The following is a 14653-nucleotide window of genomic DNA, read 5'->3' on the forward strand; positions in this document are numbered from 1 at the left end:
ACTCATGGTCTACAGCATTCGCATGCGCGCTGCTAAGGGTGGTCCTCATGAACAAGGGGGCTCTCACATTTCTGGAGCCGAACGTCTCGTCTCCTTAGAGTCCTTATCACGCATTTCAGAAGAATTTTTACAGCGAGCTTTGCAACACAGCAAAGGTCGTCCAGATTTTATCAATTTACAAATCGATGAGATTCCTGATGAATCCATTGTGAAAGTTCCTGCTCTCACGGTAGCTACTACAGAATCATCAACGATTAAGGAATCTCATCGGGTAGCAACACAACTATTACAACAAGCACACATCCATGAACAGGCCATACAAAGTGCTTTTACCAAACTCAGTCAAAACACAGAGTCTGTAAGCGGCGCGTGGCTCGTTAACGCTATCACTGGTGAAGTATATCCCCAAACAGTGCGCGTGTCCCGTATGGATGCAGAAAGCGATGCTGATATACATCGACATTTACAACACTTCGGATGTTCCTCTGTCCATTCTAGGGAGGCTCTCATCTTGGCTAGCAAGGTCTTGGCGTCTCCCTTTGTGCTAGGTGAACTATGTTGGTCTGACGATCCAGATTATACAACGGGCTATGTGTCTTACAGCACTACCTACCATCGATTGAGCCCTATGAAAGTCTATGGTAGTCCCATTGGTGGTCGTGCCTTCTTCATCACCGAAGAGGCACCTTTAGATACATTACTACAGTATTTTACATCCACCCCTACTTGGGTCACAACGAAAGGGCTTCACCATGTTTAATCGATATGCCAAAGCCTTAACTCTACGTCAAGAGGAATCACAATTACGTTCTCCTCGTACGTATACGCCTATCGATGCAACTCATGTTATGTATGAAGGTTCCACCTATCTGATGATGGCATCGAATAATTACTTAGGCTTAACCCACCATCCGCACGTGAAAGAACGTTCCTTACAGGCTATTCAACAATATGGTACTGGCTCTGGTGGTGCTCGTCTTACGTCTGGTTCTTTTCCTTTATTTCAAGAATTAGAAGCCCGTCTTGCCCAGTGGAAAGAATGTGAAAAGGCACTCACTTTCACAGCTGGATTTATGGCAAATCTCGGAACTATATCTGCTCTTGTTAATAAAGGGGACATCATTTTCAGTGATGAGCTTAACCATGCTAGCCTGATCGATGGATGTCGTCTCAGTGGCGCCAAAGTACAAGTCTACCCCCACAGAGATGTACACGCCCTTGAGCCATTACTAGCTGAGCCTATGCACTATGGTATGCGTTTCATCATTACCGATGGGGTGTTCAGCATGGATGGGGATATAGCCCCCTTACCGGAACTACTAGAGCTAGCTGAGCGCTACGACGCTCTTCTCATTGTGGATGATGCCCATGCTACTGGCGTCATTGGTGAGGGACGTGGCACAGCACATCACTTTCACTGTGAAAGCCCACGTATCATCACCACTGGCACTATGAGTAAAGCCTTAGGGTCCATCGGTGGATATGTCTGCGGCAGCCAAACCATCATCGACTATATCATCAACCATAGTCGTCCTTTCATCTTTGCTACCGCCTTATCTCCAGCTGACATTGGTGCTAGCCTTGGCGCCCTAGAAGTATTAGCACAGGAACCAAGAGTCTATCAAAACCTGCGAAGCAATACAGAATATATGCACAAAGCATTGCATTCTTTAGGCATCCCTAGTAGTGATGAAACACCGATTTTCCCCATCATCATTGGATCCAACGAAGGCACATTAGAAGCCAGTCGCCTATGTGAACAAGAAGGCATTATCCTGAGTGCCATTCGTCCACCTACCGTGCCTATCAACACAGGGCGATTGCGCTTAACCGTAACCGCTTCACACACAAAAGCAGAATTACAAAAGGTCATCCAAGTATTGCAAAGACTACCAATACAAAAGACCTTATAACAAAGCTTCCTCTAAATTCCTATATAAAAATCCTACCATCATTATCGATAGTAGGATTTTTTGCAATACCTGTTTCTTTATAATATTCACCACAAAGGAGGCACTTCTTCGTTTGTCTCTTAATATACAGCGCAAAATCATCATAGTTCTCCATAACACCCCCACAAAGAAAAGCCGTAGTGCTTACTAAAAACATTAGCGTAGGTCTGTTTTTAGAAGCGCTGCGGCTTTTCGCTTTTTCAGAAGCGCTGCGGCTTTTCGTCTTTTAGAAGCTCTGCGGCTTTTCGCTTTTTCAGAAGTGCCACGACTTTTCATTTTTTGCTTTATCTATTAAGCTTTCATCTCTTCCTCAATAAAAGCTCGGAACTGCTGTTTATACAATCCTGCTCCTCCATTTGCTGGATGTCGTAATGTAGCTTGTACATCGATGCCATAGTCACCGAGTGTAAAACTTGCTTTCTGTCCTACTCCAATGATCCGAGCCTGTGGAAATAAGTCCAAAAGTTGTTTTGTATAGGCCCACCCTAAATCTAATTCTTGCTTTGTAGGCGTTCGGTTCGTCAAACCATCTGTGTCCTTATAGGGATGAAAAGGAAAGATATTCCAGAGCACCACTTCATAAGGATCAATGTTAGCTTCTAACATGGCATTCCACACCACAGAATCAGTAGGCTCATTGAAGCCCTTTTCTTTTTGTGTCGGTTTTGTAATATATGCACTCTTCGGATTGCTTGTCCGCTTCGGCTCTACACCAGTAAACGCCATAGAGGGTCCTACTGTAGGGTGATGCCCTAAAAGCATTCTTTCACAGGTCATAGCAATCCCTGTAAACCGTCCCCCTTGATAGCCTACGGCTTCTGCAATGATAAGAATTTTGGCGCGATCTAACCGCTGCTCTAAATAGGCCTGTAATTGCTTTCTCCGAATGGAACTCGCTCGCTGATTCGTATCATAGCGTTCATCAAAATCATTCCAAGGATTATACACATGCGGACTAGAAAACCCTTTTAACTGTCGTAACAATCGTTCTACTGACATAGGTACCTCACTATTTAGAATGCAATAACACTACTTTAGAACTACTTGTATCACGTTCTAAGTATTGGCCTACCGAAGATTCTTCTAATTCTTTACCGTAATTTTTATTGGTAATAATCAGCATCCGTTCTCCAGATTGCAACCGTTTAAATAATTCTTGTTCCTCAATTTGAGGCATCACATTCTTACCATTCCACTTCGCACTTCGTTGTACATTATACTTCGCCAATCGCTCTGGACTAGGCTCCACACGGACGGGAGTGATATCCAAATAATACGGTACAGACGCCGCATATTCTCCATAATAATAGACAGGTCCATGAAAGCTACGTATTTGTTCATGATAGGTCACAGAAGAACGCAAGCCCAAGAATGGTACCAGTCCTTCCATGAGAACAATACCTAGCACTACCAAGGTACCCATGCCCACTGTGAAAGGCATCATTAATCGTTTCCCATACCAATAACATCCAGCAAGGAATATGGTAAGGCCTACCACAAATGCTCGCAGTATCCACCAAAAGCCCCAAGGTGCAAAGAAAGTACCAATACCAAGAGCCCACCATAGGACCAAGGTAGGACCTAATAGCCACCACCAAGCACGATGACTGGCATCTTTCAAAGAAATCACCCCATAAGCCCCTAATAGACTAAAAGGAATGACAGAAATAAAGGCATAGGTCGGATATTTTGTAGCCATAACCGTATAAAATAAAATCGTTCCCCAGCCAGTAATCATGGTATATACATAAGCATCAGATCTTGTTTTCCATCCCCGATACATACCATATAAAATAGCCCCCGTCCAAGGGAGAGAGCCTCCTAGGAAAATAGGTAGATAGTACCACCAATGATTCACCTCGGGATGCTCCGATTGAGTCGCTCTCGTTACATTATGAAGCCCTAAAAACCCATTGATAAATTCCATACCGTGAGTATGGTACATATATCCATACCAAGGTAAGACAATCGCTAAAAATACGAGGATACCTTGCCATGGAAATAAAGCTTTCACCATTAATAAAGAGCGTTTAACCCCTGCATACACAAGGAACAAGAACCCCGGCAATACGAGACCTACAGGGCCCTTCGTCAATACTGCGATGCCTGCAAAGCCATAAGCTAATGCCATATACCAAGGATTCTTAACTAGTAGTCCACGATAGGCATAATAGAATGTGCCTACCGTAGCAAATAGGAGTACCATGTCTGTGATAATCCCATGAGCAATGGTCCACACGATAAGAGAAGTGCCCAGTATAAAAGCCGATAATAAAGCTCCTAAGCGTTGTCCCGTTAAGGTGCGCACCCCTTGGTAAGCCATAGCTACTGACAAAGCCCCAAAAAGAGCTGATGGAAACCGGGCTGCAAAATCTGTTATACCAAATACGGAATAAGACAAACTCAATAACCAATAGATCATAATTGGTTTATCGAACCAATAGTGCCCATAAATTTGCGGAGACAACCAATCTCCAGACAAGACCATCTCTTTTGCAGTCAAAGCGTAATTCGACTCCACTGGGTCCGACACTGGTAACAGATGATTACCTAGCACATAAACTCCTAAAAAAAAGAGAAATACTACATAGGTCATACGATGTAATTTCATACGCATCTCCCTATCTATGACGACGTTTCCAATATTTCAAACCATATACTACCGCCACTACAGCAAATACGACAATCATCGCAATCAGTAGTTCATGATTATACTCGATCAAATCTTTCCAATGTTCCCCTAGCTTCATGCCCAGCCAAACTAATAAGATTGTCCAAGGAATGGTACCAACGGTAGTCCAAATCACAAAGGGAGTCATTGGATATCTAGCTACCCCTGCCGGAAATGAAATAAAAGTACGTACGCCTGGCAACAGGCGGCCGATAAATACAGCGGCACCGCCATAGCGATTGAATAATTTTTCTGCAGCACCAAATTTATCTTCACTAAATAAAATATACTTTCCATATTTCATCAATACTGGTCTACCACCGTATTCTCCTAACCAATAGGACAACACAGAACCCACAACACCAGCCACAACGCCTACAATAATCGCTGTATTCAAATCAAATACGCCTTGAAACACTAAATATCCGGCAAATCCTAAAATAATTTCACTAGGAATGGGAATGTTCGCATTTTCTAAGACCATGCAAATAAACATGGCTGCATAGCCATAGGTCTCCATGACACCCAATACATAATCCATTTTTCTCGCCTCATCAGAAGATATATTAATCTTCGTCTTCTTCATCTAATAAATAATCTTTTGCCATCCACTTTTTCGTAGATGTAAACGTTATGGTCACCCATTTCTCTGCCGGGTCACCACCAATGGCAAGGTCAATTTCATCGCGAATTTCATCTAATTCTACAATCGTCTGTTTAGGGAAGTTCTTAGGAATCAAAATATCAATTTCAATCATTTTTACATTCCCATAGGCTTGTACACTAGTCACATAATCTTTAAATTTATACTTTTCCATGAAAGAATCCATAATAAATTGAATTCGATTATGCAAGGTTAACGGTGCCACCCCCATAATTTGCTTTACCGATGGAATGATAATTTTTAAAGCAGACGGCATCATTTGTAGCGACAAAATGATGAGCACAATAGGATCCACGTATACGGCCCATTCTGCATAGCCAAAATGTTCTAATCCGAAAGCCACTAAAAAGCTCACTAAAATCCCAGCTTCTAACATGGCATCGATGGACCAGCTAATATTATCGAATTTCACCAAATTCGATTGTAATTTTTTATTGATTTGGTGTACATAGAAATAATAGCACGTATCAGCAATGGTAAAAATCGTAGCGTAGATAATAGCCGGTCCCACATGAACAGCACGACCGCCGCCCAATAAATCCGTCAATCCCGACAAAAAGGCATAGCTTACGATAAGCAAGGTAAAACTACCTTCTGCAATTAACACCAACGGTTCAAACTGCCAATAGCCAAACTGAAAGCGTTTACTTGTTTCATTGGATACCAATCTAGAGGTAATGATCATCATCACCTTAATAATAACGGCAATAAACGACACTACCCCATCTAATAAGATTGCACTGGATCCACTAAAGACCCCCATCATAGTACCACCTATAGCCACAAATGACATGAGTATAGCCGATTGAATTAATAATCGTTGCTCCACTGCATGTTTATCTTGTATTAACATATATACTCCTATCTAATCTAGTGAGCCCCAGGCTCAATCTCCTATGGATATTAATAAAATATCTTTTGGTTAACTATTTTATAGCCTATAGGCATAATGTGCGGTCTACACGCTATGAAACAGTTTTAAGTATTCATATACAAGTATATATAAAAACGGTGTATCATACAAGTATGATACACCATTTATCATTATCATATGAGTAATTCTTGCCTCCCATTAACCATATCTAGGAAACATCTATTACTATTTTGTACAATTAGGCTTGTTTTTCTAAGTCGAACTTATCAGAGATGAATCCGTATAATGTCCAACCTATAAATGTTACAATAGAACCATATGTCATTGCTTCTAAGCCAGATGCATATAAAGCATACAAGCTATATAAGGAACCAATAAAGGCAATAAAAGTAGTTCCACTTAATTCACTACCACCACGTCCTGCAGATTTTAAGATAACAATAATTGCTGCCATGGATAATAAATAAGGAATAATATTAGTAACAACTGCAAGGTTAACTAATACTTCAAATTGTGCATTTAATGATTCAGACATTGTCATCAAAGATAATAATGATTGAATAATTGTAATTGTAACCATGCCTACAACTGGAGCATCTTTCGATGTGATTTTACTGAATAATTTAGGGAATAAACCTTCATCAGCAGATTGTTTAAATACGTTCGCAATTGTAAACTGCCAACCTAGTAGGGAACCAAAGCAAGACATAACCATCAAGCCCATAACAATTTTACCTACTGTTGGTGTAAACATACTAGCAAATGCTAATCCAAATGGAGCAGAACTATTTACTAAATCATTTGCTGGTACAAGTCCAAACATGATATTAGTGGATAATACATAAATAACTGCTGCCCCTAATGTACCACCAAGTACGGCAATCGGTACATTTTTTTCAGGGTTATCAACTGCATCAGAGTTAGCTGCTGCTGATTCCAAACCTAAGAATGCCCATAATGTCATAGCAATGGAGTTAGTTGCTGCTTCGTTAAACGGCAAGTTGTTTACATTCCAGTTTTCCATGTACAAATGACCAGAGAAGAAGTACCAACCTACGGTGGAGATAACAAATACAGGGCCAATAACACCCCATACAGTAAAGCTAGATACACGACCAGTGATACTAGCACCGCCAAAGTTAAGAACTGTAGCTAACCATAATGTAGCAATTGTCCACATTGCTGTTGTAAATGGAGATAAGTTCGCATCTAAGAATGTTGCACCATAACCTACTGCAGAAATAGCAATGGCCACGTTCGCAATTAAAAGGGATACGCCATAGGTATAGTTCGCCATAAAGTTACCTGCTTTACCGAAGGAATATTCGGAATAGCCGCCCATACCGCCGCCTTTTTTACTATACATACCTGCTTTTGCAAAGGCATATGCAAGAGCCATAGAACCTACGGCTGTAATTAACCAAGATACAATTGACAATGATCCTACTTGCGCCAACTTAGTTGGAAGCATGATAATACCGGATCCCATCATATTTACAGCTGTTAAAATAGTAAGCTGTAAAACACTCATTTTATTTTCGCTTGTGCTGCTCATAGGCACCTCACTCAGAAAGGTTTAGCTAGGAGCAAGCTCCTAGCTTCACCTCATTATAAACAACTATTTATCAAATTCTTTTTTCAATACATAACCAAAGGCTTTTTTAGTTCCATCTTCTTGAGTTGTAATATATACACCTTGGATTTCAGGAGCGAAGCCTGGTAATTTATTGATACCTTCTTCTAATGCTAAGAAGTAGTCTCTAGCAGTTTCAGACCATCTTTCACCTGGTTGTACGCAAAGTACTCCTGGAGGATATGGAAGAGCGCCTTCTAATGCCATACGTCCAACAGCTTCTGTCAAAGGAACTAACTCACCTTGTCCACGCACAAAATCAAAGTTTGCTTCTTGAGGTGTTTTTACATACTCAGGCAAGTATTCGTGTAAGAATAATTTCTTTTGAAGTTCGCTTACATTACGATCTTTGTAGAAATCATGCATTTCTTGGCATAGACGACGAATTGTATAGCCTTTATATTTATCAATATTGTTGTAGTAAATGGATGGCAATACATCTTGCATTGGTGCGTCTTGTTCAATTAATTGTTCGAAACGAACTAATTGTGCTACCAAGTCATCCATTTTTGTTTTGGATTCTGCTGGAGTCATCAAGAATAGAATTGTGTTCAAGTCACATTTTTCTGGGATTATACCATGTTCGCGAAGATAGTTAGCCAAGATATTAGCATGGATACCAAACTCTTCATACTCTCCAGTTTCTACGTTGATACCTGGTGTAATCAATTGGAATTTACATGGATCAATGAAGTATTGGCCTTCACCATACCCTTCGAAAGAGTGCCATTTCGCACCTGGTTCGAAGGCGAAGTACTTAACATCTTGTGCCATTTCAGCCGTATTTCCATCTTCCCATTTTTTACCATTTACAACTGGTGGCACTAACGGACGAAGGTATTTACAATTTTTAAGGACTGCTTTACGAGCATCAATAACTGTTTCTACACAATCTTTCCACAATAATTTACCTGCTTCTCCTTCATGCATTTTCGCATTAATATCAAGAGCTGCAAATAATGGATAGAATGGAGATGTAGAAGCATGCATCATAAATGCGTTGTTCAAACGTTTATGATTTACATAGCGATCTTGCCCTTTAATGTGAGAGTCTTTTTTATGTACTTGAGATGTTTGCGAGAAACCAGCTTGTTGTTTATGAACAGATTGTGTAACCAAGATACCCGGATCATTAGGACCTAGTTCTAATAATAATGGACTGCAATCTTTCATCATTGGAATAAATTGTTCATAACCAACCCACGCAGAGTCAAATAAGATATAATCACATAAATGACCAATTTTATCGACTACTTGACGAGCATTATAGATAGTTCCGTCATATGTACCTAATTGAATCACCGCCAAACGAATAGGGCGTTCAGCTTTTGCTTTTTCAGGATCTTGTTCTGCTACTAATTTACGGATATATTCTTCATTGAAACAATGTTCTAAAATACCGCCAATAGAACCGAATGGGTTACGAGCTGTTTCTAAGTATACAGGAGTGGCACCAGCTTGTACTAACGCACCATGGGAGATGGATTTATGGTTATTGCGATCATATAAAACAACATCTCCAGGAGCTAATAGTGCATTTAACACCATTTTATTAGCAGAGGATGTACCATTTAACACAAAATACGTTTTATCAGCATTATATACTTGTGCTGCATGTTGCTGTGCATCACAAGCCGGTCCTTCGTGAATCAATAAGTCGCCTAATTTAACGTCTGCATTACAAAGGTCACTACGGAATAAATTTTCACCATAGAAGTTATAGAATGCACGACCCGCCGGATGACGAGCAAAGAATTGTCCCCCTTGATGACCTGGGCAGTCAAATTGAGAGTTACCATCTTCTACGTAATCTGCCAATGCACGGAAGAATGGAGGCAACATATCTTCTTCATATTTTTTAGCTGCCGCTTCAATTTGTTTTACATATAATTCGTAATTCACTTCATTAGCATCGATTACGCGAGTAATCTTGCCTACCAATTCAGGTTTAATAGTGGAGTTCGCATCTTTTTTCACTAAGAATACCGGAATGCGAAGAGCTTCAATCAATGGATTGCTTAGTACCTCTTCATGATCTGCATCAGTAATCACAATTGCAGCTACATCAGAAAAATCAGTTTCATCTAATGTCACTGCATAACGAGTAATAGAATCCTCAAAATCTTGTAATGCATCATGAGAGAACGCAATGTGTAAGTGATTCATAATAAAGCCTCCTATTGCATACTATGAATAGACATAATTATTGAAAACCATTGTCGACATGGTAGCTATGGATATAAAAATATACAGTAGCCGTTTCGTAATAATCTTACACCGAATGACAATTTAATTCAACCTTAATTAACTATTTCTATTATAGCAATTTGTTATATTTTACCCTGTTAAACCGCTAATGTATTATATTCTATAGAATATTATTTTTTATTTCATCTTAAAAAATGCATTTACATTCCCATTTATTTAGATATGCAAAACTAACATTGCATTTCATAAGATAGTAATCATATTTTAATATTTCTACTCCTTATATTGATAATATATCTCAATATAGATTGTGTCTTACGAATATTTATTAATAAATTATCCACCAATACAAGATTTAATTAATTTTTATTCTTAGTTTTTTTATATTACAATGATTCTTTATTATCAAGATAATCATTGTTTCTTTATTCTTGCATTTTTTGCATAGCCTGCCGTTATTTTTGCCACAATATAAAAAAGACCCTATATAGGGTCTTTTTCATCATATAATTAAGCAAATACATTCACTAAGTCAATCGTTTGATCACGACCAGGACCTACAGAAACGATACCTACTTCTACACCGGTTACTTCTGCAATACGCTCTACATAACGACGTGCTGCTTCTGGCAATTCTTCGTACTTGCGGATACCGGAAATATCTGTTTTCCAACCTGGGAATGTTTCGTATACTGGTTCACATTCTGCTAATACATCTAAGCTAGCAGGGAATCCTTGTACAGGCTCACCATTGCGTGTGTAACCTACGCAAATTTTCACTTCATCCAAACCATCTAAGATATCAAGGCGAGTGATAGCTAAATAATCCAAGCTGTTCAATGCTGCGCCATAGGTTACAACAGATAAATCTAACCAACCACAACGACGGGAACGGCCTGTAACCGTACCGAACTCATGACCTGTTTGACGAAGGTATTCACCAGTTTCATCTAACAATTCAGATGGGAATGGCCCTTCACCAACACGAGTGGAGTACGCTTTTACTACGCCAAAGATATTTTTTAAGTAGTTAGGACCTACACCAGCACCCACAGAAGCACCACCTGCTACTGGATGGGAACTTGTTACGAATGGATATGTACCATGATCAAGGTCAAGCATAGTTGCTTGCGCCCCTTCAAACAATACTTTTTTGCCAGCTTTGATTGCATCGATAACGGCAAAGTTTGTATCTTTCACAAACGGACGTAATTGTTCTGCATAGCCTAAGTAATCGTTTAAGATTTCTTCAAAACTAACTGGCTCAAAACCATATACGGCTGTTAACATTTTATTTTTCAATTCTACGTTGAATTTAAGTTTCTTCTCAAATACAACTGGATCCATTAAATCACAAATACGGATACCAATACGATTTACTTTATCTGCATAGCATGGACCGATACCATTTTTTGTAGTACCGATTTTAGCATCACCTTTTACAGATTCTTCCGCTTCATCTAAACGATTATGATACGGTAAAATCACGTGAGCACGGTCAGAAATATATAAGGATTTTGCACTTTTACCTTCTTTTTCAAGGTTTGCAATTTCTTCCAACAATACTTTAGGGTCCACAACGACACCAGTACCAATGATATTCATTTTATCATCGTAAAGAATACCGCTAGGCAATAAACGCAATGCGAAAGATTTACCATCTACGACTACTGTATGACCTGCATTATTACCACCTTGGCTACGTACTACCACATCAGCGCGTTCAGATAAATAATCAACGATTTTACCTTTACCTTCATCGCCCCATTGTGTGCCAATTACCATACTTGTTGCTACATTGGTTCCCATATGAATTGCCTCCATTACATCATAGAACTTTCTATCGTAATGACTACATTAAGTCATCGCTCTAAAAGTTCTTCCATTATTAGTATTACCTTCGTAAATAGGCGCCTAACGTACACTATTTACACTTTATTATAGCATAAATTGAAAACATTAGGGTAGGGTTAGCCCAATAAATTCCCTACCAGCGATTGTACGTGACTCGCTTTACATACTCCTCTGGAATAGAAGCTAGAAATCGACTCGGTTGTTGAAAGTACCCATTCGCATTGACCTTTGCATAGGTGATGGTCAAGTGTTTCTTAGCACGGGTTAATGCTACATAGAAAATACGTTTTTCTTCTTCTAGTTTTCCATCTCTCACAGCATAATAAAAAGGAAGCCCTCCATCATGAGCACTGGCAATAAAGACATGTTCAAATTCACTGCCTTTAGCTTGATGGACCGTAATTATGGGGATACGACTATCTCCTTTTCTTCGAAACATGCCCTCTCCGGAGTGAAGGGCAGACATTTCTAGTATCTCTTTGACTCCATCACGTCCTACATAGTGTGGATGTTCCGCTTCTAACTCTTTCATAATGCGGTATAGCTCACGAATACTTTGTACACGGCGTTGCCCTGTAGGATCTTCTTGCACTTTCTTTTGGTAATGCGTCAAAACACCCATATGATTCATAATATACTCTACGATCTCTGTAGGCTTACTCGTACTCCACTTGCTACGTAAAGCATCCATAGAGGCAGCAATATTGGCAAATATACCTCTGTACTTATTTACAAATGCCATACGCTGTGCTTTTGTGGGAAGAATATTTTCTTTCATCGCATACACCAATAATTTACCCGTTGCGATGATGTCATCCATCGCATTGTGCGTAGACTGATGGTCGATTGGAAAGTGCCCACTTAAAAACTCTAGTTTATGGTTTGGCAAATTAGGATAGAACCGGCGATAGATATCTAAGGTATCATAGATGGCTTGTATTCTCGGCATAGCAACACCATGACGGCTACACTCTTGCTCCAATATACCCATATCATATTGCACATTATGGCCTACTATGATGGATCCATCTGCAAACTGTCTGAATGCTTCCAATACAGTTCGTGCATCGCCCCCAACCTTCTGTAAGTACGCATCACTAAAGCCATGGACTAATTCTGAATCCCCTACAGGTACTCCCGGGTTGATGAATCGTTCAAAACTATCAATTTGATTACCCTCTTCATCGATACGGATGGCTGCCATCTGCACAATACGGTCTTCCATAATATTCACGCCTGTAGACTCTACATCAAACACAACGATATCTTTAGCCACTAGCCCCTTTTCTAATTGTTCATAAGGCTCCCGAGTAAAGATTTTCGTGCTCATAAAATCAGTGATCCGTAAGCCAGTTTTTCTCACTTCTGCGCTTTCTAATTCTTCCATGCGCTTATCACCAATCCCTTTCACAAAGGTTCTAATGATGCGCTTTGTACTCATCACATCCCAAGGATTCACTAAGCATTTAAAAAATGCCATCATATCTTTGATTTCTAAACGTCGAAAAAATTTAAGCTCATCTGCCAAAATAAATTTCAATTGTTTCTCTTCTGGCAAAGATTGATTGCATCGTTTAAACTGTTCACTTAATCGCACAGCTTGTTTATTGGTGCGCACTAAAATTCCTACTGACGGCATCTCTTCACTAGTTCTCAGCTGTTGGATAGACTGAAATATATACTTAGCCTCATCATAGGCATCTTCAGCCGCAAATATGGAAATAGGCTCGCCTTGTTGTGTGGCTATCGCTTTCGGCTCTTTTCGATACAACTCTCGCACCCGTTGAGGGAACATATCTTTCAGCATGGAAAAGGCCCCTTTAAACAGCATCTGATTCGACCGATAGTTTGTGTCAAACACCAATTCTATGGGGTTATAATCTCTCCGATACCGATCGATTAATGTCATCGGATTAGACCCACGCCATTCATAAATCGTTTGAAAGTAGTCCCCACATAGCAAAATATGATTTCCCTTCCACATGATATTCATTACTTCATATTCTAATGCGCTGGTGTCCTGCATTTCATCTACTGCAATATACGAATAGCGCTGGCGCCAACGATTCGCCACTTCTGGTCGCCGAAAGATCTGGTGCACCCGAGTAATTAAATCGGCAAAATCCAATCCATTAAGGTTTCGCAAGCGACACTCGTATTCCATCAACACTTGTAGACCTGTTTCATCTAAAAATGCAGCCGTCTCTTCTGACATAATGCTATACCAAACAGATTCATCCCGTTTCATTTGCTCCATTGTACGCCTGTAATCATTGCTTATATCAGAAGAATAATATTGATACTTAGATCGGTGCTCTTTCACAGCGCTGATAACCTGACGAATCGTATCTGCATGTATTTTAGGTGCCATAATACCTTGCTCTTCACTATAAGCTTTCACAAGGTCTGGCAAAAATTCGCTTAATAATTCCTCTGCATCTTCTTCATCAAAGATGAGAAACTCTTTAAATAAGTCTTCTTGTAATTTTGCTTCTTCTTGCAAAATGGTATAACAAAAGCTGTGAAATGTAGATACTTTCACAGCTTGTGCCTCTTGTCCTACAATGGCAATCATGCGCTCTTTCATTTCACGACATGCTTTATTCGTAAATGTAAGACACAAAATTTGATCGCCCGTGGCACGCCCTGTTTCCAAGATATGTGCCACCCGATAGGACAATGTATTTGTTTTTCCCGTTCCTGCAGAAGCTAGCAATACAATATTTCTGTCTAATTCCTGTACAACTTGTTGTTGAATGTCATTAAGTATAACAGTATTTGATTGCATAGTTGCTCC

10 protein-coding genes are annotated in these 14653 nt (G+C 39.8%); 2 read left to right on the forward strand and 8 right to left on the reverse strand.

The window, feature by feature from the left end; all coding sequences use genetic code 11:
• Nucleotides 1–4: 4 nt before the first annotated feature.
• Nucleotides 5–760: a 6-carboxyhexanoate--CoA ligase gene (locus EO127_RS06500; protein WP_127448643.1), complete on the forward strand. Its 756-nt coding sequence runs from the start codon at nt 5–7 to the stop codon at nt 758–760.
• Nucleotides 753–1913: an 8-amino-7-oxononanoate synthase gene (gene bioF, locus EO127_RS06505; RefSeq protein WP_127448644.1), complete on the forward strand. Its 1161-nt coding sequence runs from the start codon at nt 753–755 to the stop codon at nt 1911–1913. Before EO127_RS06500 ends, bioF begins: the two co-directional genes overlap by 8 nt.
• Before the next feature lie 330 nt (nt 1914–2243).
• Here bioF and EO127_RS06510 read toward each other — a convergent pair whose 3' ends face one another.
• The 8 genes from EO127_RS06510 to EO127_RS06545 all read right to left on the reverse strand — a co-directional run bounded on the left by EO127_RS06510 (nt 2244) and on the right by EO127_RS06545 (nt 14644).
• Nucleotides 2244–2951 (reverse strand): uracil-DNA glycosylase, encoded by a 708-nt coding sequence (locus tag EO127_RS06510; protein ID WP_127448645.1) that lies wholly within the window; start codon nt 2949–2951, stop codon nt 2244–2246.
• Nucleotides 2952–2961: 10 nt separating this feature from the next.
• Nucleotides 2962–4563 carry a glycosyltransferase family 39 protein gene (locus EO127_RS06515; protein WP_127448646.1) on the reverse strand — a complete coding sequence of 534 codons (1602 nt, stop codon included), beginning with the start codon at nt 4561–4563 and terminating at the stop codon, nt 2962–2964.
• Between the two features lie 10 nt (nt 4564–4573).
• Nucleotides 4574–5164 (reverse strand): DedA family protein, encoded by a 591-nt coding sequence (locus tag EO127_RS06520; protein WP_127448647.1) that lies wholly within the window; start codon nt 5162–5164, stop codon nt 4574–4576.
• A gap of 25 nt (nt 5165–5189) precedes the next feature.
• Nucleotides 5190–6140, reverse strand: a complete 951-nt coding sequence (locus EO127_RS06525) for a cation diffusion facilitator family transporter (RefSeq protein WP_127448648.1) — start codon at nt 6138–6140, stop codon at nt 5190–5192.
• 259 nt (nt 6141–6399) lie between these two features.
• Nucleotides 6400–7716 carry a putrescine-ornithine antiporter gene (gene potE / locus EO127_RS06530; protein ID WP_127448649.1) on the reverse strand — a complete coding sequence of 439 codons (1317 nt, stop codon included), beginning with the start codon at nt 7714–7716 and terminating at the stop codon, nt 6400–6402.
• A gap of 63 nt (nt 7717–7779) precedes the next feature.
• The gene (gene speF / locus EO127_RS06535; RefSeq protein ID WP_127448650.1) at nt 7780–9960 is read right to left on the reverse strand and encodes an ornithine decarboxylase SpeF; all 2181 of its coding nucleotides are present in this window, start codon (nt 9958–9960) and stop codon (nt 7780–7782) included.
• Between the two features lie 552 nt (nt 9961–10512).
• Nucleotides 10513–11811, reverse strand: a complete 1299-nt coding sequence (locus EO127_RS06540) for an adenylosuccinate synthase (protein ID WP_127448651.1) — start codon at nt 11809–11811, stop codon at nt 10513–10515.
• A gap of 178 nt (nt 11812–11989) precedes the next feature.
• Nucleotides 11990–14644, reverse strand: a complete 2655-nt coding sequence (locus EO127_RS06545; protein ID WP_127448652.1) for a 3'-5' exonuclease — start codon at nt 14642–14644, stop codon at nt 11990–11992.
• Nucleotides 14645–14653: the final 9 nt, after the last annotated feature.

Source organism: Veillonella sp. 3310, from assembly GCF_003999875.1.
Lineage (GTDB): Bacteria > Bacillota > Negativicutes > Veillonellales > Veillonellaceae > F0422.

Coding starts and splice junctions, on each gene's coding strand:
- potE (WP_127448649.1), bottom strand. CDS start 7,716: ATGAGCAGCACAAGCGAAAATAAAATGAGTGTTTTACAGCTTACTATT.
- EO127_RS06520 (WP_127448647.1), bottom strand. CDS start 5,164: ATGGATTATGTATTGGGTGTCATGGAGACCTATGGCTATGCAGCCATG.
- EO127_RS06515 (WP_127448646.1), bottom strand. CDS start 4,563: ATGAAATTACATCGTATGACCTATGTAGTATTTCTCTTTTTTTTAGGA.
- speF (WP_127448650.1), bottom strand. CDS start 9,960: ATGAATCACTTACACATTGCGTTCTCTCATGATGCATTACAAGATTTT.
- EO127_RS06510 (WP_127448645.1), bottom strand. CDS start 2,951: ATGTCAGTAGAACGATTGTTACGACAGTTAAAAGGGTTTTCTAGTCCG.
- EO127_RS06525 (WP_127448648.1), bottom strand. CDS start 6,140: ATGTTAATACAAGATAAACATGCAGTGGAGCAACGATTATTAATTCAA.
- EO127_RS06540 (WP_127448651.1), bottom strand. CDS start 11,811: ATGGGAACCAATGTAGCAACAAGTATGGTAATTGGCACACAATGGGGC.
- EO127_RS06500 (WP_127448643.1), top strand. CDS start 5: ATGGTCTACAGCATTCGCATGCGCGCTGCTAAGGGTGGTCCTCATGAA.
- EO127_RS06545 (WP_127448652.1), bottom strand. CDS start 14,644: ATGCAATCAAATACTGTTATACTTAATGACATTCAACAACAAGTTGTA.
- bioF (WP_127448644.1), top strand. CDS start 753: ATGTTTAATCGATATGCCAAAGCCTTAACTCTACGTCAAGAGGAATCA.